This is a genomic window from Pseudomonadota bacterium (assembly GCA_039024915.1).
Taxonomy (GTDB): domain Bacteria; phylum Pseudomonadota; class Alphaproteobacteria; order Rhizobiales; family MH13; genus MH13.
This window is the reverse complement of record JBCCPK010000001.1, coordinates 93,163-111,580: the sequence shown is the minus strand read 5'-3', so window position 1 is coordinate 111,580 and position 18,418 is coordinate 93,163. Positions and strand designations below refer to the sequence as shown.

The 18,418-nt window shown below is 59.8% G+C and carries 20 protein-coding genes; 4 read left to right on the top strand and 16 right to left on the bottom strand.

Annotation, left to right across the window (positions count from 1 at the left end):
* Window positions 1-7 precede the first annotated feature (7 nt).
* The 9 genes from AAF739_00600 to AAF739_00560 form a co-directional block, all read right to left on the bottom strand.
* A complete protein-coding gene (locus AAF739_00600; protein ID MEM6381147.1) occupies window positions 8-376 on the bottom strand; it encodes a hypothetical protein in 369 nt (122 codons plus the stop codon).
* A 32-nt stretch (window positions 377-408) separates the two neighbouring features.
* Window positions 409-1,731, bottom strand: a complete 1,323-nt coding sequence (locus AAF739_00595; GenBank protein ID MEM6381146.1) for an MFS transporter — start codon at window positions 1,729-1,731, stop codon at window positions 409-411.
* Window positions 1,732-1,859: 128 nt separating this feature from the next.
* Complete coding sequence (gene dxs / locus AAF739_00590; GenBank protein ID MEM6381145.1) at window positions 1,860-3,788, bottom strand: 1-deoxy-D-xylulose-5-phosphate synthase; 1,929 nt, start codon at window positions 3,786-3,788, stop codon at window positions 1,860-1,862.
* Window positions 3,789-4,081: 293 nt separating this feature from the next.
* On the bottom strand, window positions 4,082-4,999 hold the full coding sequence (locus tag AAF739_00585) for a pirin family protein (protein ID MEM6381144.1): 918 nt from the start codon (window positions 4,997-4,999) through the stop codon (window positions 4,082-4,084).
* A 125-nt stretch (window positions 5,000-5,124) separates the two neighbouring features.
* Window positions 5,125-5,559: a DUF3592 domain-containing protein gene (locus tag AAF739_00580; GenBank protein ID MEM6381143.1), complete on the bottom strand. Its 435-nt coding sequence runs from the start codon at window positions 5,557-5,559 to the stop codon at window positions 5,125-5,127.
* Between the two features lie 21 nt (window positions 5,560-5,580).
* Window positions 5,581-5,829, bottom strand: a complete 249-nt coding sequence (locus tag AAF739_00575; GenBank protein ID MEM6381142.1) for an exodeoxyribonuclease VII small subunit — start codon at window positions 5,827-5,829, stop codon at window positions 5,581-5,583.
* A 122-nt stretch (window positions 5,830-5,951) separates the two neighbouring features.
* Entirely contained in the window at window positions 5,952-6,884 is a 933-nt protein-coding gene (locus AAF739_00570; GenBank protein ID MEM6381141.1) for a histone deacetylase family protein, read from the bottom strand.
* 97 nt (window positions 6,885-6,981) lie between these two features.
* A complete protein-coding gene (locus AAF739_00565; GenBank protein ID MEM6381140.1) occupies window positions 6,982-7,992 on the bottom strand; it encodes a J domain-containing protein in 1,011 nt (336 codons plus the stop codon).
* 105 nt (window positions 7,993-8,097) lie between these two features.
* Window positions 8,098-8,688 (bottom strand): hypothetical protein, encoded by a 591-nt coding sequence (locus AAF739_00560; protein ID MEM6381139.1) that lies wholly within the window; start codon window positions 8,686-8,688, stop codon window positions 8,098-8,100.
* A gap of 137 nt (window positions 8,689-8,825) precedes the next feature.
* Here AAF739_00560 and pdxH point away from each other — a divergent pair, with 137 nt between their 5' ends.
* On the top strand, window positions 8,826-9,434 hold the full coding sequence (gene pdxH, locus AAF739_00555; protein MEM6381138.1) for a pyridoxamine 5'-phosphate oxidase: 609 nt from the start codon (window positions 8,826-8,828) through the stop codon (window positions 9,432-9,434).
* Between the two features lie 8 nt (window positions 9,435-9,442).
* On the opposite strand, the gene AAF739_00550 is transcribed toward pdxH, so the two are convergent.
* Entirely contained in the window at window positions 9,443-9,709 is a 267-nt protein-coding gene (locus AAF739_00550; GenBank protein ID MEM6381137.1) for a hypothetical protein, read from the bottom strand.
* A gap of 281 nt (window positions 9,710-9,990) precedes the next feature.
* On the opposite strand from AAF739_00550, the gene AAF739_00545 reads away from it, so the two are divergent.
* Window positions 9,991-10,776, top strand: a complete 786-nt coding sequence (locus AAF739_00545) for a DUF1499 domain-containing protein (GenBank protein MEM6381136.1) — start codon at window positions 9,991-9,993, stop codon at window positions 10,774-10,776.
* A gap of 20 nt (window positions 10,777-10,796) precedes the next feature.
* Here AAF739_00545 and AAF739_00540 read toward each other — a convergent pair whose 3' ends face one another.
* Window positions 10,797-11,669, bottom strand: coding sequence for an MBL fold metallo-hydrolase (locus AAF739_00540; GenBank protein MEM6381135.1), 873 nt, complete (start codon window positions 11,667-11,669; stop codon window positions 10,797-10,799).
* 220 nt (window positions 11,670-11,889) lie between these two features.
* On the opposite strand from AAF739_00540, the gene AAF739_00535 reads away from it, so the two are divergent.
* Both AAF739_00535 and AAF739_00530 read left to right on the top strand, forming a co-directional pair.
* The gene (locus AAF739_00535) at window positions 11,890-12,516 is read left to right on the top strand and encodes a biotin transporter BioY (protein ID MEM6381134.1); all 627 of its coding nucleotides are present in this window, start codon (window positions 11,890-11,892) and stop codon (window positions 12,514-12,516) included.
* Window positions 12,517-12,558: 42 nt separating this feature from the next.
* Window positions 12,559-13,377, top strand: a complete 819-nt coding sequence (locus tag AAF739_00530; GenBank protein MEM6381133.1) for an SGNH/GDSL hydrolase family protein — start codon at window positions 12,559-12,561, stop codon at window positions 13,375-13,377.
* A gap of 19 nt (window positions 13,378-13,396) precedes the next feature.
* Here AAF739_00530 and AAF739_00525 read toward each other — a convergent pair whose 3' ends face one another.
* From AAF739_00525 to AAF739_00505, 5 genes are all read right to left on the bottom strand, one after another.
* Window positions 13,397-14,377, bottom strand: coding sequence for a hypothetical protein (locus AAF739_00525; GenBank protein ID MEM6381132.1), 981 nt, complete (start codon window positions 14,375-14,377; stop codon window positions 13,397-13,399).
* Window positions 14,370-14,666, bottom strand: coding sequence for a hypothetical protein (locus tag AAF739_00520; GenBank protein MEM6381131.1), 297 nt, complete (start codon window positions 14,664-14,666; stop codon window positions 14,370-14,372). The genes AAF739_00525 and AAF739_00520 overlap by 8 nt, the downstream gene beginning before the upstream one ends.
* Window positions 14,667-14,677: 11 nt before the next feature.
* Window positions 14,678-14,971 carry a hypothetical protein gene (locus AAF739_00515; protein MEM6381130.1) on the bottom strand — a complete coding sequence of 98 codons (294 nt, stop codon included), beginning with the start codon at window positions 14,969-14,971 and terminating at the stop codon, window positions 14,678-14,680.
* A 153-nt stretch (window positions 14,972-15,124) separates the two neighbouring features.
* Window positions 15,125-16,342, bottom strand: coding sequence for a 5-aminolevulinate synthase (gene hemA / locus AAF739_00510; GenBank protein MEM6381129.1), 1,218 nt, complete (start codon window positions 16,340-16,342; stop codon window positions 15,125-15,127).
* A 239-nt stretch (window positions 16,343-16,581) separates the two neighbouring features.
* The gene (locus AAF739_00505) at window positions 16,582-18,186 is read right to left on the bottom strand and encodes a cation:proton antiporter family protein (protein ID MEM6381128.1); all 1,605 of its coding nucleotides are present in this window, start codon (window positions 18,184-18,186) and stop codon (window positions 16,582-16,584) included.
* Between the last annotated feature and the right edge of the window lie 232 nt (window positions 18,187-18,418).

Genomic DNA, 18,418 nt, shown 5'->3' with positions numbered 1-18,418 from the left:
AACTGGCTTAAATGAGGAAAACCGGGGGTCCACGCGCAGGCGGAGGACCCGTTGGATAAATCCCAATCGGACGTTCGCCGATGAGGGGTGATTGCTGCTTGGCCAGACCAAGGGCGACCAACACGGCAGGATCGCCGCTCGACAGGATAGCCCCCGTCTGGTGCATAATACAGTCGCACAGCTCGGCGGAAACGAGACCTTTTTCGCCGGGCTGGTCGCTGTCCGAGCTTGAAAGACACAGTGTCCATGCCAGATCGTCGGCCATCGCGGGGGACGCGACCAAGACAAAGCCGACAAGCTGCTGCGCGCACAGCGCGCACAGAGCAAGGGCGACGAGTGGGCCGCGGAGCTGGACGGAGGAGCGTCTGGCAGTCATCAAGAACGTCTAAATAGATTTTTGTGGCGATCTCAAGGTGTTGCTTGTGGGTGATCGTGTCGCGGCGCGGGCTCGTCTGGCGGTTCTTCATAGTCAAACTCGATGGGAACGGGCTCGTAAAGCTCGATATCCTGATCTTCGAGTTCGGAATCGACGAGGACGGCACCCAGTGGTGACGTTCCGTAGAGCGTGAAATCCTCCTTGTCGGCCGCCGCAACCGCGCTGCGCGTCGAAAGGCGCAAAACAACAAAGGCGGCAACCAGCGACTGGATCACCGCAACGTATGCGAACAGCCCATGCGTTCCGACCCATTCGATGGTGACCGATGCGAGGATCGGCCCCACTGCGGACCCAATGGCGAAGGCCAGCAACAGCCCTGAAGACACCATGACGTGCTGATCTGCATCGGCATGATCGAAGGCGTGCGCGACGGCCAGCGCGTATGCGGGGAAGATCACCGCACCAAAAGCAAGGCCGGCGAGGAAGATAAAGCTTGGGGTTTCCGGCCGCATGATGAAGACGATCAGGCAGATGATGATCGCCGCTGCGCCAACACCAAGCAGAACATAGCGCCGATCCATCGTGTCGGACAATCGGCCCAGCGGCCACTGAAGCAATGCGGCACCTACGATGGTGACTGTGAGAAACAGCGCCGCCCCGTCGCTATCGAGGCCGGCACGCGTCGCGAAAACGCCGCCAAATGCCCAGAAAGCACCGGTGGAAAGCCCAGTTCCAAAGATGGCGAGAACACCAACGGGAGAATTGTCGACCAGTCGGCGTAGGTTCAGCCGCACATCGTACAGCGGCGCGGGTTGCGTCGCACGGCTCAGGGCGAGGGGCAGCGCGGCAAAGGAGATCAGCACCGATGCCAAGGTGAAAAGTGCGAAGCTTTCAAGCGGGTAGAGCGTCAGCAGCATCTGCCCAACCGCCATCATCGCAAAGTTCATGACAACGTAGAACGACATGACGGCGCCCCGGTTGGCATTGTCGGTGCGCTCGTTGAGCCAGCTTTCGATTATGATGTAGAGCGCGGCGATCGAGAAGCCGGTGACCATACGCAGGAAGACCCAGAAGGCCGGCTCGATTGCCAGCGGATGCAAGATGATGGTGCCCGACATCAGGCCGACGAGTGCTGCGAAGGCACGTATATGCCCAGCGCGTGTAACCAGCGATGGCGCAAACCAGCAGCCGATGGCGAAACCGATGAAAAAACCCGATCCCATGCCCCCGACCCAGAAGGAACCGAAGGCTTCTGCTTCACCGCGCAGAGGGATAAGCGCGTTTTGGAGGGCATACCCCGCAACGAGCAGCGCTGTAGAGATCAGGAGGGCCGTAAAAGGGGCAAGAGCGCGCATGGGGCATCACTTCGCAAGCGAGACAACGCATCTGAGCGCGCATTGCACCGCAATCGGGCGCATCGCAAGCGGAAAGTGATCTTCCGATAATGTTTTGAGCCGCCGCCCCGCAGGCGCCCCGCAGATCGCTAGGCGATGGCTGGCGCCACGACTGATGGGGGAACCTCGTCGCGGCCCAGAAGCCGGAACACCGCGCCGACAATTCCGTCCGCATCAAGACCCGCTTCCGCCACCATTTTTGCGGGCGAATCCTGATCGATGAAGCGGTCGGGCAGTGTGAGCGTCGCCAACTTCAAGCGACCATCAAGCAGAGCCGCGTCGTTAAGCGTGTGCAGAACGAATGAGCCGAAGCCTCCGACCGATCCTTCCTCAACGGTAATCAGGACCTCGTGCTCGCGGGCGAGGCGAGTGACCAGATCGGTATCAAGTGGTTTGGCAAATCGTGCGTCGGCGACGGTCGTCGACAGGCCATCGCTTTCAAGGCGTTCCGCCGCTTTAAGCGCATCCTTCAAACGCGAGCCAAGCGAAAGGATCGCGACCGTCGAGCCTTCCTTGACGATGCGCCCTTTGCCGATCTCAAGCAATTCGCCTCGTTCGGGCAGGTCGAGCCCAACGCCTTCGCCACGCGGGTAGCGGAAGGCGACGGGGCCTTCGTCGTAAGCGGCGGCGGTGCGCACCATATGCATCAGTTCCGCTTCGTCGCCTGCGGCCATGATGGTGAAGCCGGGCAAGCAGCCCAGATAGGCGATATCAAACGAGCCGGCATGCGTCGGCCCGTCAGCGCCGACAAGACCGGCGCGGTCTATTGGGAAGCGCACCGGCAAGCCCTGGATGGCCACATCATGGACGACCTGATCATAGCCACGTTGCAGGAACGTCGAATAAATCGCGCAGAATGGACGCAATCCGTCGGCGGCCATCCCCGCTGAGAACGTCACGGCGTGCTGCTCGGCGATGCCTACATCGAAGGTGCGGGTCGGAAACGCCTGTCCGAACAGGTCGATGCCAGTGCCGCCAGGCATGGCTGCCGTCACCCCGACGATGCGCTCATCTTCTTGCGCTTCGCGAATAAGACCCTGGCCGAAAACGCGCGTGTAGCTGGGCGCGTTCGGCTTGGACTTGGCCTGCTCGCCCGTGATGACGTTGAATTTCGAGACGCCGTGATACTTGTCGGCTGAGGCCTCAGCGGGCGCGTAGCCTTTGCCCTTCTGCGTGCGGACATGGACGAGGATCGGCCCGGTCTCGGCATCGCGGACGTTCTCCAGAACCGGGATGAGATGGGAGATATTGTGCCCATCGATCGGCCCGACATAGTAGAAGCCCAGCTCCTCGAACATGGTGCCGCCGGTGAAGAACGAGCGGGTGAATTCCTCCGCTTGCGCCGCCTTCTTGTGCCAGTAGGGCGGGAACTTCTTGGCGACACGCTTCAAGCCTTCACGCACCGAGCGGTAGGTGTTGCCCGATACAAGCCGAGCCAGATACGCGCTCATCGCGCCGGTGGGCGGCGCGATAGACATGTCATTGTCGTTAAGGATGACGATAAGCCGTGCGTCCATCGCCCCGGCATTGTTCATGGCCTCATAAGCCATACCGGCCGACATCGCGCCATCGCCGATCACAGCGACGACATTGTTGGTCTTACCCAACTGATCGCGCGCCACGGCCATCCCAAGGCCGGCTGAAATCGACGTTGAGGAATGGGCCGCACCGAACGGGTCAAAATCGCTTTCCGCGCGTTTGGTGAAACCCGAAAGGCCCCCACCCTGACGGATGGTGCGGATGCGATCCCGACGACCGGTGAGTATCTTATGCGGATAACATTGGTGGCCGACATCCCAGATCAGCCGATCCGCAGGGGTGTCGAAGACCGCATGGATGGCGACCGATAGCTCGACCACGCCGAGACCCGCCCCCAAATGTCCGCCTGTTACCGAGACGGCAGACACCATCTCGGCGCGCACCTCTTCGGCGATTGCCTGGAGCTCTTCATGGGACTTACCCCTTAAATCCTCCGGGCTCGAAACTGTATCAAGCAGGGGGGTCTGGGGGCGTTCAATTAAATCCATGGGAGCACACTATCGCTTCATTCGGCGCGTTGGCCACGTTGCGAAACGCGGCGAAGGGGCGCATGACAGGGCAGCCTACGCCTGCCGCAATAAAGTGTAAAGTTTATTTGACACTTCAGGCCGTGCATAGAAGACACCTTGATCGGTCACGCCACCGTGATGCGACCGCCGATAGCATGGGCGCTGTGTCCCTTAAATCAGCAAAAAGCGGAAGCCAATGAGCTTCCGCTTTCGTTTGTACAGGTGCTGAATTGGGCGGCAGTTTCGGGCTAAGCCCGCACCGCCTAATTGGGCAGCGGGATAAACTCCTCCGCGTCGCCGGGAACCGTGTCGAAGCGGCCCTGTTTCCAGTCTTCCTTGGCCTGCTCGATTCGCTCTTTGGACGACGAGACAAAGTTCCACCAGATGTACCGCTTCGAATCCATCGGCGCACCGCCGACCACCATGAAACGGGCGTCGGTGGTTGCGGTGATGTGGACCGGGTCGCCCGGCTTGAAAACCAGCAACTGCCCCGGCTCGAACGAATCGCCCGCAATCTGGACGGTGCCCTTCAGGGTGTAGATCGCGCGATCCTCATAGGTGGTGTCCAACGGAAGCCGCGCACCCGCCGCGAGGACGGCGTCGGCGTAAAGGGTGGGCCAGGTCGTTTCCGTGGGAGCTTTCACCCCGGCAAGTTCGCCTGCGATCACACGCACGGACAAGCCATGATCGTTGATCATCGGCAGTTGGTCAGCGCCATAGTGAAGAAAGGCGGGCTCGCTCTCTTCGACGTTCTCAGGAAGGGCGATCCAGCTTTGGATACCGAACATCTTGCCACCGAAGGCGCGGGTGTTTTCGGTCGCACGCTCAGAGTGCACAATACCCTGTCCGGCGGTCATGAGGTTCAACTCGCCCGGCTTGATCACCAGATCGGATCCCAGCGAATCCTTATGGCTGATCTCGCCGTCGAACAGATACGTCACCGTCGCCAGACCAATATGGGGATGGGGCCGAACGTCGATCCCGCCACCAACGAGAAACTCCGCCGGACCCATCTGGTCGAAGAAGATGAAGGGGCCAACCATTTGGCGTTTGCCAGACGGAAGGGCCCGGCGAACCTCAAATCCGCCAAGGTCGCGCGCGCGTGGCACAATGATCGTTTCAACGGCGTCGCATGAAGTCGGATCACCCGCTACGGGGTCCGCGTCGGTCAACCAGCTCATGGAACTCTATCCTGTTTGGTTTGGAATGCTTCCAATGTATAGCCCAAGCCACAAAGAGCCAGAGAGCCGTTGCCGAACGCATTGTCACCTTCAAGGAGACAATCGCTTGGAGATTGGTTGCTTCTTCAAACCAGCAAGAGACCGAGCGCGATGCAGCCGATCGCAAGGTAGGCCGGAAGCGCGTCAATGAATGTCAGCCGGCGTTCAAGCACCGTTTGCCGGGCGTTGTTCGGATTGACGCGGACGCGGAGCTTCGCGCCATGTGGGAATCGTTCGATGAACGCTCGCGCGTCCGATTCTTCGCTGAAGAAGGGCTCTTTCGTCGCCGAAAAGCGTGATGAGACGTAGGTTTGGCCATCGATATCATACGCGTAGCGGATGACCGGTTTGAAACCTTGAACCTGCCGAAGAGCATCATCGCTTCGCGCCGGTTCGATGAGGCTTCCCCGAACCGTGCCCAGGGCAAAGTCCCATCGCATGCTTAGGAACCAGACGCGCACGATGTAGGCCCAGCTAGCCAGGAGGACCAAACCGCAGACAATGCAAAACGCCGCCAGCATCTGCGCGCGCCGTTCAACCTGCTAGGGGTCGAGCGGTTCTGTATCCACCGCGCTCCCTCCAGCGTCGACGCGGATCTTTTCAACCCGCTCCTCGGCTGCCTTAAGCAGCGCGTCACACCGGCCCTTGAGCGCTTCTCCGCGCTCATAGATCGCGATGGAATCTTCCAGCGGGACTTCGCCCCGCTCAAGCTGTTCCACAATTCGCTCAAGCTCTGCCATCGCCGCTTCGAAGGTCAGGCTGGTGACATCGGCAGGTTTTGCGTCGCTCATGTGATTCGTATTCCGCAGCTTTTTTGGGAGGTGCTTCTGACCGTGCCGGGCAGCGCCAGCAACGTCAAGAAAGGGCCGGCCCTCGGCGTTGGACAACCGGGGCTCGATGCGTTGGTTGCAAGCTAGGCTTGCATAAGCGTGCGTACATGGGCCGCCACCGAGCGGGACAGCCCATGCAGATCGTAACCGCCCTCCAGCAGCGAAACCACGCGGGAGCCCGCTTTTCGCTCGGCCAAGCCCATCAGCTGCTCGGTGATCCACGCAAAGTCGGTCTCATCGAGATGGATATTCGCGAGTGGGTCGCGGGTGTGCATGTCAAAGCCCGCCGAGATCACCACCAGATCGGGACCGAAGGCCTCAAGCTTCGGTAAGAGAACCTCACCGAATGCCGAAGCGAATTCGGCCCGACCATCGCCGGACGCGAGCGGCGCATTGACCACGGTATCGTGCTCGCCGGTTTCGGTCTTGGCGCCGGTCCCTGGAAAAAGCGGTGCCTGGTGTGCGGAGGCGTACATGATTGTCGGATCGTTCCAGACGATATCCTGCGTACCGTTGCCATGGTGCACGTCGAAATCGACGATTGCGACGCGCTCGGCGCCATGGTGCTTTTGTGCATGGCGGGCTGCGATGACAGCGTTGTTGAAAAAACAAAAGCCCATCGATGTGGCATACTCGGCGTGGTGGCCCGGTGGTCGCGACGCGGAGAATGCGTTTTTCACCTTGCGCGTCATCACCTCGTCGACCGCCTGGCAGGCTGCACCGACGGCGCGAAGCGCCGCTTCCCATGTTCCCGGTGACACTGTCGTGTCCGCGTCGATGCGAACCAAGCCCTCATCGGGGCATGCATCTCGAATGGCTGTGGCGTAGCGCGTTGGGTGGGCCAGAGCGATTTGCTCCAGGGTTCCCCAAGGCGCGGTATCGCGGTCGAGCGCCATGAAGCACTCTTCCTCCAGCACCCGATCGATCGCGCGCAGTCGGTCAGGCCGCTCGGGGTGGCCGGTCGGCGTCGCATGGTCGAGATAGCTCGGATGCGAAAGATAAAGCGTTTGGTGCATGGCTCCCCCCGGATCGGCTCACCGCCCTCCTCAAAGCGGCAACCTTTGCCATGGTGTCATACACTTGCCGCCCGGTCCAATTAGGCGAATAGCGGTGCTATCGGACGGAGTAGCGACCGGTGCTGCGCCACCGTCGCATCAGCGTCTGCAGAGCCTCATCACCGTCATCGGGTAGTTTGATCATCACCTTGATCAACACGTCCCCACGCCCGCCACCACTGTCCGGCAGTCCGCGACCTTTAAGTCGCATCACCCGACCAGACTGCGTGCCCTCGGGCAGGCTCAATGCAACCGTTCCATCAAGTGTCTCCACCGAAATACGAGCACCAAGAACGGCTTCATCAAGCGTTACAGGCAAATCCATCAGGAGGTTCGTGCCCTCAGCCCTGAAGTTGGCATGGGGTGCAACGCGAACGGTGATGCGCGCGTCGCCAGGTTGGCCGCCTGGTGCGTTCGAAGGCGAACCCTTTCCTTTGAGACGGATTACCTGACCATGGGTAACGCCCTTGGGAAGCGCGACCTTGACGGCACCTGCGCCGGGAAGGCTGACGGTGACTTTGTCGCCTTTCAGAATGTCGTCAAGCGTTACGGTAACGGTTGCCTGAACATCCGCCCCGCGGCTCGGCTTGCGTGTTTGTCCGCCGGCTTGTCTTGGGCCACCGCGTCCGTTCATTCCCGGCTGCGGCCCACCAGCGCCGAAGATTGAATTGAAGATATCCTCGGCGCCACCACCGCCGCCGCTACCGCCGAACCCCGAAGGCCGAAACCCGCCGCCTCCTTGTCCAGCGTGAAACTGCGCAAACAGATCGTCGAATGCGGCGTTCGGCCCGCCTTGGGCCCGGCCTGCGCGCGCGCCGCCGAACGGGTTGAACCCGGTCATCGTCGGGTTGCCGTCAGCATCGATCTCGCCACGGTCGAACTGCTTGCGTTTGTCGGCATCACCAAGAATATCGTAGGCCGCGCTAATCTCAGAAAAACGTTCCTTCGCCTTAGGGTCATCGGGGTTGGAATCAGGATGGTGGGCTTTGGCAAGCCGCCGATAGGCCGATTTGATGGCGCCGCTGTCGGCCTGTTTGGTAAGACCGAGCACCGAATAGGGATCACGCATGACAAACCTACTGCTCAGTTGGGAAACATTCGATTGTGCTCAAATAAGCACGATGAGGCCTGGATTCCAGCATCACCCCGGTAGAGGCCGGCCCATACCCCTGTGTTAGAGCGCTTGGCCAGCTTGCGGCGTTGTAAAGACGTATTGGCCGTCGCGTTGGCAGGCGTCAGCGAGAACGATTGCATCGCGGTTCCCATCGCTGACCTCGACGGACACCATTCTACAGGCCTCATTACCGGTCTGCGCGGACCGGAACGGCGTCATGGCCCCGGACAGGCCCGACGTTTCGATCGACCAGTCAAACGTCCCCACCGCCGCGTCGGCGGCGAGCTTGCGCGTGAGCTGGGCCCCGAGCGCGTCGAGGTCGGCTTGTGTAAAGCTCATGGGCTGAGGCGTGGTCTCAACGACCGCGACCAGCGCCTCGGCAGGACGGTCTCCACCTGCTGGTCGAACGACCTCGACAGGCTGAGGTGGCGCAACCGCAGTTGCCAGGGGTGGCGGCATTTCCGTTTGCGAGGATGAGAGGTCCGTGGAGCTATCGATCGAACCGGTGGTAAGTTGTGCGTCTGATGTTCCACCGCCGAGCGAAGAAAAAGGAATGCTGACGCTGGCGCAACCGGAAAGGACAAAGGCAGAAAGCACGAGGGGCATAAGGTGCGGCGCTTGCCGCTTTAAAACGCTCCCCAATATGGACATAACCCAACCCTAGCTACACGATCAGCCGCCCTTGCGCCGTGACACAACTGTGGACAAATGCCCAGCAGGCCAACAAGCCACCAACTTCGAATATGTGGATAAACGGTTTTTGAAACCTTAAAAATTGAGCGGGTTTGATGACGGAAACGACATTTCTCAACGCAACCGAACCATTTGCCGTCTTCCGGGGGTGGCTCGAAGAGGCAGCAGGCAGCGAACCTAACGACCCAAATGCGGCGGCGCTTGCCACCGTCGATGCCGGCGGTATGCCCAACGTGCGGGTCGTTTTGGTCAAGGCTGTCGGCGATGACAGTTTTGTCTTTTACACCAACCTGACCAGCGCGAAGGGTAAGGAACTGCTTGGCCAAGGCGCCGCCGCGCTAAACTTCCATTGGAAGACATTGGGTCGGCAAGTGCGGGTACGGGGCACCGTGGCCCAGGTGTCCGATCCAACCGCTGACGCTTACTTCGAAAGCCGTCCGCGCAATTCGCGCCTTGGCGCTTGGGCGTCCAAGCAGTCACAGCCGCTTGAAGCCGATGGCGCACTGCAAGCGCGCGTCGATGAAATGACCGCGCGTTATGGAGAACAGGGGCCAGTCCCGAGACCGCCGCATTGGTCTGGCTTCGAGCTGACGCCGTTGGAGTTTGAGCTGTGGCACGATCGGCCGTTCAGGCTCCATGATCGGCTTCAGTTCAAACGAGATAGAGCCGGCACGGCCTGGAGCAGCGCGCGGCTCTATCCGTAGGTTTGGGCTCAGCGCTGGCCTATGACGGTGCGCACGTCCGGGTTTCCGAGCGGTCGGTAATGGCGTGCCAGCGGATCAGCAGAACGATCATGACGCGTGACAGCCGCTTTCTCGGCGGCTTTTGTCCTACGCGCCAGCGTAAGGATGTCGCAATCCAGTGCAGTCTTGATCTGTCCGTCCGCGTCGGCCGCGCCACGCGAAGCGTGTTGCAGAGCATTGTGATCAGATGAGTGAAGGTCGGACATCGTGATGTCGTGGGTGTTCAGAAGGGTCACTGGAGTGCAGGTCCTTTGGGTTTTGGTTGATAACCTAAACACGATCGCGGCCTGCTATGACGAAACCATGGCAAGGAGCGGGTATTCCCGAGACTTTTGCCAGCGATCTGCGTCATGGTGAACAGATGGTTAGCCGATTGCAGCTCGGCCGCGCTGTTTTGTGAGCTTGATCGGCGACAAAGACCGCCACGGTACCTGTTGCGGGTCGCTGCAGATACCGGCATAGCAGGCGCTTAAACCTCGACAACGACGAGCCCCCAATAGGCTGATGCGGCACTGAGATGAAATTTCGCCCCTTGCGCAAACCTTTGCTCGCTCCGCGCCGCGCGCGTACCGTTTCCGCGCTCGGGCTGATGTCGATCCTTGTGGCGTTTGTGTTCATTGGCTTCGGCGCGATCTCCTTTGAAGGTGCTTTGGTTGCACTGGGCGTAGCCTCGGCGCTCGCTGCGCTCGCTTTGCTGCAGAGCATTTATGGTCTGGCGCGCATCTGGCGGGAAACCGGGAAGGGCACGATCGATTGCTTGATCGCTCTTGTGTGGGCGCTGCCGGTTATCGTTTGCGCCTCGGCGCTGTATTTCGTGTTGACGCGAACGCCCAGCTACCCAGACCTTACGACCAACCTTTCCAATCCGCCGCAATTCTCTGTGCTTACTGCCGGAGATCGCGCTTCCCTGACGCGCCTTGACGATACCAGTGCCGAAGAGCGCAGCGCACTGCTTCAGGCCTTTCCTGACTTCACCACCGTTTATATCGAGAGGCCGGGGTGGCATCTGGCGAACATTGTCGAAGATCTGGCCGAAGGGAACGGTTGGGAACAGGCGCGCATCGAGCAGGTCGGTAATCAAACTTTCGAAATCGAATTGTCGGCGACCGGGGCAATTCCCTTCGTCCCGCATCTCGTGGCGGTGCGTATTATTGATGATGGGCGCGGGTCACTGGTTGACTTTCGATCTGTGGCAACCACGCCAATGCATGATTTCGGCACCAATGCCCGGGTCCTCCGGCGCGTGCTGGTCACCTTCGACCAAGCCTTATCGGCAACACCACCGCCAGCGTCGGATCTTTAGCGCGCTCGTCGATCCCGTGATCAAGACGCGCTCTCGAAGGCTGTGCTCGCTGCGATCCATCGATCGTCGCCGGCAAGGCTCTTGCTAGCGTGCCCAAGCGCCTGCAGCCGTTCAAGGTGAGCCAAAACCGACAGACCAGCGGCGTAGCGCAAACGCGGGTCCAGCCCGTCATAAAGCGCTTCGACCAGCTCCGGTACGGTCAGCCCATCAACGCCCAGTGCGGTCATAATGGCGGCTTCCCGATCCATTCGGTGGGCATACAATGCTTGCGTGAAGTGATGGGCATCGTTGAGCTTGGCCCCATGGCCCGGCAGGTAGATCGTCTCCCTCCTACCCAGGAGGGTCTGAAGGCTCGCAAGATAGGGTGTCATCGCGCCATCGGGTGGGGCAACAAGGGTCGTGGACCAAGCCATCACATGGTCGCCAGAAAAAAGGAAATCAGTTCCGCCGACTGCGTAACAGAGATGGTTCATGGTGTGGCCGGGCGTCTCGATGACCTCCAGTTCCGTTCCTCCAAACGTGATATGCTGACCGGCGAGCAACACCCGGTCCGGCGCATACACGGTGTCCGACGCTTCTTGAGCGGCGGCCTCCCCAGGATGCGCCGGGCGCGCAGGCATATGTGCTGCCGCGCCGATAACCGGAGCCTGCAGTTTCGCCTTGAGGCTCGGGACGAGGGCGCAGTGGTCACGATGACTATGGCTGACAATGATCGCATCAACTTTGGCACCGCCGATTGCCCGTACAAGCGACCGCAAGTGGGCGTCATCCTCGGGGCCGGGGTCGAGGACAACTACGGGGTCAGAGCCGATAAGGTAGCTGTTTGTGCCCGTGAAGGTCATCGGCCCGGGGTTGTTGGCTGTGATACGGCGAAGTCCGGGTGCGATTTCCACAACCTCGCCCGGCCGGGCGCTGAAACTTCGATCGAAGTGCAAGCTTACCATTTGGCTCGGCGCTCAAGGTTCGGCGATGGGAGCGCCATCCTATCCCTTCGACGGTGATCGGCACACTTTACGCTCCCACACAGGCGGTTTAATCAGTCGAGCACACAGACGTCTACCGCCGCTACCGCTGAGACTGCGTTGTCGGCTTCTGGTCCATGGAGATTTTTTGATGACCACCGCATCCCTATCCCCCACGGGTATTGCGCCGACACTCGCTGATCGCATCTGGCCGTCCTCAGACGCGGCGAGTGCAACTGTGAAAGCCCTTCGATTTGTTGGCCTTGCGCTTATCGGTTCGATCCTTTTGACGCTGTCGGCCAAGATCAAGGTTCCATTTTACCCCGTCGAAATGACGATGCAGACGTTCGCCATTTTGGCGATTGCCGCCGCCTATGGGCGTAACCTGGCGATTGCCACGGTTCTTCTCTACCTCGCGCAAGGTGCTGTTGGCTTGCCCGTTTTCACAGGCACGCCGGAACGGGGTATTGGGTTGGCCTACATGATGGGGCCGACGGGCGGATACCTACTGGGCTTCCTTGCTTGTTCAGCCATCGTGGGGGCAGCCGCAGACCGGGGCTGGGGCGCTTCGGTCCTCAAAATCGGCGCCGCAATGCTCGTCGGTTTGATCGTTCTGTTTATCCTTGGTGTGGGCTACCTGGCGACGCTGATCGGCTTTGAAGCCGCTATCACCCATGGCTTGTTGCCGTTCGTGCTCGGTGATGCGACCAAGCTTGCGCTCGCTGCTTTAGCTGTTCCCGCAGGTCTGGCACTGCTTTCACCCCGCAGGGGCCAGTAGCGGCAGAATCGAACGTCACGTGCTGGTTCGGGCAGCGGCTTCATGAAAGACCCGCTTTCCGAACCGCGCGATAATCCCTTTCTGGACGATGTTCGCCGAACCAGGTTGAAAGCGTGGGCAAGCTGGCTCTTGCTGCCAGTTTGCCTTCCTCAAGCTTTCTGGGTACGCCGCCGCCAGTCGCGGCTGATGCCACCAGCCGGACCACTGTTGCGAACAGTTGGTAGCAGCGGTGCCATCGATCAGCCCCATAGGGCTCCGTTGCGGCTGCTTGTCATGGGTGACAGCACGGTTGCCGGCGTGGGAACCGGGCGGCTCGAGGACGCGCTTCCGGTCCAGATTGCCCAGGTGTTAAGCGCCGCCGTAGACCGGCCCGTCGCTTTGCATATCGCCGGCAACAGTTCAGCGACTGCGTCCGACTTGCGCGACCACGTACTGCGACATCTGCCGCGCGACAGCTTTGACGTTATTGTTCTCGTCATTGGCGTAAACGATGCCAAGAACCTGCACACCGTAAAGCGCTTCTCGCGTGCCTTTTCGACGTTGGTTTATGGTTTGAAGGCGCGCTTTCCCAGCGCGCTTGTCGCGCATTGCCCGATCGTGCCCCTTTCTGTGATCCCGCTTCTGCCACAGCCCTTGAAGACACTGCTGCGCTGGCGCTCAGACGTCATCGATGCACGGGCGGCTTGCCTCTGTGCAGCGGGGGGCGTGGTGCGGTTCGCGCGCCATATGGATTTCCCAGCGGAGGGATTTGCCCGTGATGGGTTTCATGTCAACGAAACTGGCGCGAAGCTTTGGGCGGAAGAAGTGGTGCGCGAACTGATGGGTATGCCGGCGTTTCGCGAGCGTTTGAGGAGTGGCTGATCAAAAGGCTTATCGACCGCTACCGCAGTTCGTCGATACGGAGCACCAAGGCTTCACTGTCGTTGACGACCGCTGGGACCAGACGACCGGTCGCGATCACGGTGTGACCGTCTAGCAGGTCGAGCTGGCGGGTGCTCTCGGGAAGGTAACCAAGCTCTGGATCGCTGAGGGCCTGGATCGCGTGATGTGAACGCAGCACAAGCGCTTTACTTTTGCGCAAGTCAGGCAGCATGCGCCAACCATTCCCCACCTTCGAGAACCGCCGGCCAAGGGCAACCGTGCCGTTGGGCCAATAGGTATCGAGCATGATGCCGCCACCAACTTCCAGTGCAACACGGTCTTGCGGGCTAAGTTCGACCGTCCCAAACAGTCGCTCGGCTTGAACGCCGATTGCTTCGGCCTGCGCCAACCGTTCTGCGACCGTGCCTGCCAGCAAGTCCGGCGAGGCCATCCCGGCGGCGGCAATGAGCCGGTAAAGGGCAACGAGCGCGCCGCTTGCCCCCCAGATAGGCATCGCAATCGAAGCAAACGACAGCGCGGCACTTGCGCCATGGGCAGGATCATCCATCCATGCCGCCCGGCCAACCGTCAGACCGTCAACTGGCGACAGCAACGCCACAAGGATCGCTTCTAATGCATCAAGTGAAAGAGATCGGCCGAGCCCGCGCGGGTCGTCAACTTCCGGTGTCAGCAATGCTGCTAACGTATCCAAGGCTTCCGCGGTCAGGTGCAAAGTGCACGCACCATCTTTGGTTTCCAGTGGCACATGGGCCAGCACTGGCTCAAGTTGGGATTTCATCAGCGGCTGAAGGGACACCGGTTGAGCGTTCATGCCGCTCATGAAGCGGGCCGGGCGGCGCGCCAACGCAATCGCAAGCGCAAACTCGTCGGCGGACCACCGCGAAAGATCGTTCTGGCTTAGAACGCGCTCAGGACGGCTGGGGACCAGCGCGGCGCGCTCCAGCGCTTTAGGTTGGTTGATGATGTTCATCTCACTCATCTCCGGAGCCGATGGGGCTGCCCGAACGGGAAAACGGCTTGGGCGCGAAAGCTGCACTGCGCCGCGCCGAAGCGCTGATCAGGTCGCTGGCAAGCCGCGCTCTGAGCGCGAGACGAAGCTGCTCTCGCTGGCTATTGGACATCCATAAAGGGGGATCGATATCCCCTAGCGCTGCCTGGGTCAGGTCCAGCAGATCATCTGCTGAAGGCGCAACAAGTTCTTCAAGATCAAGCGGCTCGCGTTGTCCCGCTGCTTCGTTCATCTTGGCTTTGGTGAGCACCTTGCTCATAGCGTCTCACCTCAGCCCAAAACCGATTGCGGCGGGACTTTTGGCGTCGCGCGCTTCGGGCTTTTGAACAGCTGGGCTGCCGCGTCGACAGCAACCTCGTGATCCATCGTGCCACAGCCTTCGGCCAGACGTTCACACAGACGGAACAGAGCGGTTGGATGGCTGATCAGCGCCTCCGCTGCGCCTGCGCTTACCAGCCCAAGATGGCGCGCGAGCCGATCCTTGTCAGCCGTCCGCAGCACCTCAGCGAGGGCAGCGTACAACGCGACATTTGATGTCTTCGATAGTGAAGTTGACCCAAGCATGGACCGTTTGCCTTGCATACAATTCTTGCAGCTTGAACGGTAGCAACGGGTCTTTGCTGCGACAATCGAAAGTCGATTATGCAGTTAATAGAAGGGGTTAAGACTTGCAGCGCTTATTCTTAATTAGCTTTAAGCTTTTCGGCGCTTATCACCTCACGCAACGGCACGTGCGAGCGCGCATTGCGACCACAGATCCGAAAGTGCGCCGACCAGCTTATCGATGTCTTCATCGGTGTGCAGCGGCCCAGGCGTGATGCGCAACCGCTCGGTGCCTTTAGCAACTGTCGGGTAGTTGATCGGCTGGACGTAAATTCCGTAGCCGTCCAGCAGGTAGTCGGAGATGAACTTTGCCTTGCGCGGATCGCCCACCATGACGGGGATGATGTGACTCGGCGCTGGCATGTAGGGGATACCCGCCCGGTCCAGGAGGCGCCGGACCTTTTGCACATTAGCCTGCTGGCCGCGCCGTTCGACGTCGCTCTGCTTAAGATGGCTGATGGACGTCAGAGCGCCGGCAGCCAGCGTCGGGGGGAGGGATGTGGTGAAAATGAAGCCCGATGCATAGCTTCGGACGAAATCGCACAGCGCAGAGGATGCTGTAATGTAGCCCCCCATCACACCAAACGCTTTACCCAGCGTCCCTTCGATGACGGTAAGGCGGTCCATCAGGCCCTCGCGCTCCGCAATACCACCACCGCGTGGACCGTACATGCCGACGGCATGGACCTCGTCTAGATAGGTCATCGCGCCGTGTGCCTCAGCCACGTCACAAATCTCTTTGATCGGTGCGATGTCCCCATCCATCGAGTAGACCGATTCAAACGCCACGATCTTCGCGCAGTTCGGGCTCAGAGCGGATAGCTTGCGGTCGAGGTCATCGGGGTCGTTGTGCTTCCAGATAACCTTATCGGCCCGCGAATGACGGATACCTTCGATCATCGAGGCGTGGTTCTTTTCGTCAGATAAAATAACGGCGTCGGGTAGTTTTGCACCAAGCGTGGAGAGTGTTGCCCAATTGGACACATAGCCCGACGTGAACAGCAGTGCAGCTTCTTTTCCGTGCAGATCGGCCAACTCGCGCTCCAGGCGCACATGGTAATGATTGGTCCCCGAAATATTCCGCGTCCCGCCGGCGCCAGAGCCGCACTTATCAAGCGCCTCATGCATCGCACCGAGTACATCGTGGTTTTGGCCCATGCCGAGATAATCGTTTGAGCACCACACCGTGACTTCTTGAACAGAACCGTCTTCGCGGTAACGCGTGGCACGTGGAAAATCGCCACGATGACGCTCAAGATCGGCAAAGACCCGATACCGGCCTTCGTCTTTCAGCGCTTCTAGCCCAGACTGAAAAAAGCGCTCGTAATTCATCAAATGCTCCCGAAAAACCTTGTGACGTTTCCAGCCTCCCGAGCGGCAGCGCCACGATTAGTGCAGATCGCATGATGCGCAAATTACGTGCGCGCGAAATCCGCAACCATCCCCATATCCGTCCGGCTTACGTATCTACGCAAAAGCCTACCTTAGAACTGTTCAAAACGACATACACCATTCGGCGCTGATTGGATCAAGCCTACTTCGCGTACGCATTGACGCACCATTGTGCTGCCCTAGGCAGCCGCTTCAATGATCTCTTCCAGTTCGGCGGCAATTCCGTCGCCGGCCTCTTTGTAGATGTTGTAAACGCTGTCGGCGCCCGCTTCGTAAAGCTCAGCCTCATCGTCTGGATACAGGGCAATGGTCGCGATTTTTCCCTTGTACCCGCTCTCCCGGAGAAGTTCGATCGCGGAGAGGTTGGAGGCAAGGTAAGGCGTGGCAAACATGATCAGATCAATTTGCGTTTGGTAGCCGTGCAGCTTGGACCACAGTTCCGGGTTGTTCGCGTCGCCGCGCATCACATTGCGACCCAACGCATAGTGACGATCGACGACCTTGTTATCGACATCGAACCCGATGACTTTGCCAGGAATATCATCGGCAAGTTTCGCGAACGCCGCTGATCCGACCCGACCCATCCCGAATATGAGAGTTTGAGCCTCGCCGAGATCGACGGGTTTGTCTTCGGTCAGAAACTTTTCGGACTCCAGCGGCTGCAGGCGTCCACGGCTCTTGGCAAACAGACGGTTGGCTGATGCGTTGATGGGGGCTGAAATGCAGAACGAGAGCGCAACCGCAACCGCAAGCGCGACCAGCCATTCGGATCCGAGCCATCCCGCCTCAACCGCAACCGCCGCAACGATGAGGGCAAACTCAGAGTAGTTTCCCAGCGTGAGCGTCGACAGGAAACTGACACGGCTGCGCAGCCGTGCACCCAGAAACAGCACCATCCAGAGCGCCGTTTTTGGTACCATCAGGAGCAGCAGCACCAGAGATGTTAGCGCAATCTGCAGGTCTGGCAGGCCCGATTGGCCGATCGATAGAAAGAAGCCGATCAGGAAGATGTCTTTGAAAGAGCTAAGTGCTTTGTTCAGCTCGCTTGCTTTTGGTGAAGAGGCGAGCAGCATACCGAAAATCAACGCGCCCAGATCGCCCTTCAGGTTCAACAAGTCGAACAGGGCATACCCGGCGAGCGCCATGCCGAAGCCAAACAAGATCAGAAGTTCGCCATGACCCGCCCTCTGGGCAAGTCGGTCCAGGGGTTTGCGCAGAAACACAAGGCCCAACAACGCCAGCGCGAAGATGCTCGGCACCGTGCCGGATGACGCAGCCATGAACACCACCGCAATGATGTCCTGAATGACCAGAATACCGATCGCAATGCGGCCATGACGCGAGGAGAACTCGCCCTTATCTTCGAGTACCTTCACGGCAAATACGGTCGACGAGAAGCTCATCGCAAACGCAACGAGCGCGGCAGTCTGCCAGCTGATGCCGTCAAACAGCAAAAGCCCAAGCAGTCCTAACACCATCAATCCCAGCATGCCGCCGATGATCGTCACCACCATGTGTATTGTGGCAACGCCCAGTATTTCGGGAGCCTTCAAGCTGCCCAGCGAAATCTTGAGCCCAATCGTAAACAGCATCAGCGTGATGCCGAGGTCGGCGATACCGGTGAGCAGATCGCCGGTCTCCGCCCCGTAGGCTGCAAGCCCAAAGCCTGCGATGAGATAGCCTACCAGCGGTGGTAGCCCGATACTTCGGGAGGCCATTCCAAGCGCAAAGGCGAGGATGAGCCAGATCGGATCAGAAAGGGATACGGAAAGTTCGGGTAGCATGGCGCACTCATGCTCGTGATCGGCAAGGTGAATGAAACCCTACCATAGCGCGCCAATTCGTAAGCTTCGGTGAACGACCAGTGCAGCCTGTAATGCGAGCAATTGCCGCACAAAAGTTCGGCCCGGTTCAGTCTGTCGCCCAACCACCGCGTCAATTTTTGAGTGGATGGTCGGAGCGAGAGGATTTGAACCTCCGACCCCCTCGTCCCGAACGATTGTGTTTTTGTAAAAG

Coding starts and splice junctions, on each gene's coding strand:
- AAF739_00525 (MEM6381132.1), bottom strand. CDS start 14,377: ATGAGTGAGATGAACATCATCAACCAACCTAAAGCGCTGGAGCGCGCC.
- AAF739_00585 (MEM6381144.1), bottom strand. CDS start 4,999: ATGAGCTGGTTGACCGACGCGGACCCCGTAGCGGGTGATCCGACTTCA.
- AAF739_00575 (MEM6381142.1), bottom strand. CDS start 5,829: ATGAGCGACGCAAAACCTGCCGATGTCACCAGCCTGACCTTCGAAGCG.
- pdxH (MEM6381138.1), top strand. CDS start 8,826: ATGACGGAAACGACATTTCTCAACGCAACCGAACCATTTGCCGTCTTC.
- AAF739_00565 (MEM6381140.1), bottom strand. CDS start 7,992: ATGCGTGATCCCTATTCGGTGCTCGGTCTTACCAAACAGGCCGACAGC.
- AAF739_00580 (MEM6381143.1), bottom strand. CDS start 5,559: ATGCTGGCGGCGTTTTGCATTGTCTGCGGTTTGGTCCTCCTGGCTAGC.
- AAF739_00520 (MEM6381131.1), bottom strand. CDS start 14,666: ATGAGCAAGGTGCTCACCAAAGCCAAGATGAACGAAGCAGCGGGACAA.
- AAF739_00545 (MEM6381136.1), top strand. CDS start 9,991: ATGAAATTTCGCCCCTTGCGCAAACCTTTGCTCGCTCCGCGCCGCGCG.
- AAF739_00570 (MEM6381141.1), bottom strand. CDS start 6,884: ATGCACCAAACGCTTTATCTTTCGCATCCGAGCTATCTCGACCATGCG.
- AAF739_00600 (MEM6381147.1), bottom strand. CDS start 376: ATGACTGCCAGACGCTCCTCCGTCCAGCTCCGCGGCCCACTCGTCGCC.
- AAF739_00515 (MEM6381130.1), bottom strand. CDS start 14,971: ATGCTTGGGTCAACTTCACTATCGAAGACATCAAATGTCGCGTTGTAC.
- hemA (MEM6381129.1), bottom strand. CDS start 16,342: ATGAATTACGAGCGCTTTTTTCAGTCTGGGCTAGAAGCGCTGAAAGAC.
- AAF739_00530 (MEM6381133.1), top strand. CDS start 12,559: ATGAAAGACCCGCTTTCCGAACCGCGCGATAATCCCTTTCTGGACGAT.
- AAF739_00595 (MEM6381146.1), bottom strand. CDS start 1,731: ATGCGCGCTCTTGCCCCTTTTACGGCCCTCCTGATCTCTACAGCGCTG.
- AAF739_00535 (MEM6381134.1), top strand. CDS start 11,890: ATGACCACCGCATCCCTATCCCCCACGGGTATTGCGCCGACACTCGCT.
- AAF739_00505 (MEM6381128.1), bottom strand. CDS start 18,186: ATGCTACCCGAACTTTCCGTATCCCTTTCTGATCCGATCTGGCTCATC.
- AAF739_00560 (MEM6381139.1), bottom strand. CDS start 8,688: ATGTCCATATTGGGGAGCGTTTTAAAGCGGCAAGCGCCGCACCTTATG.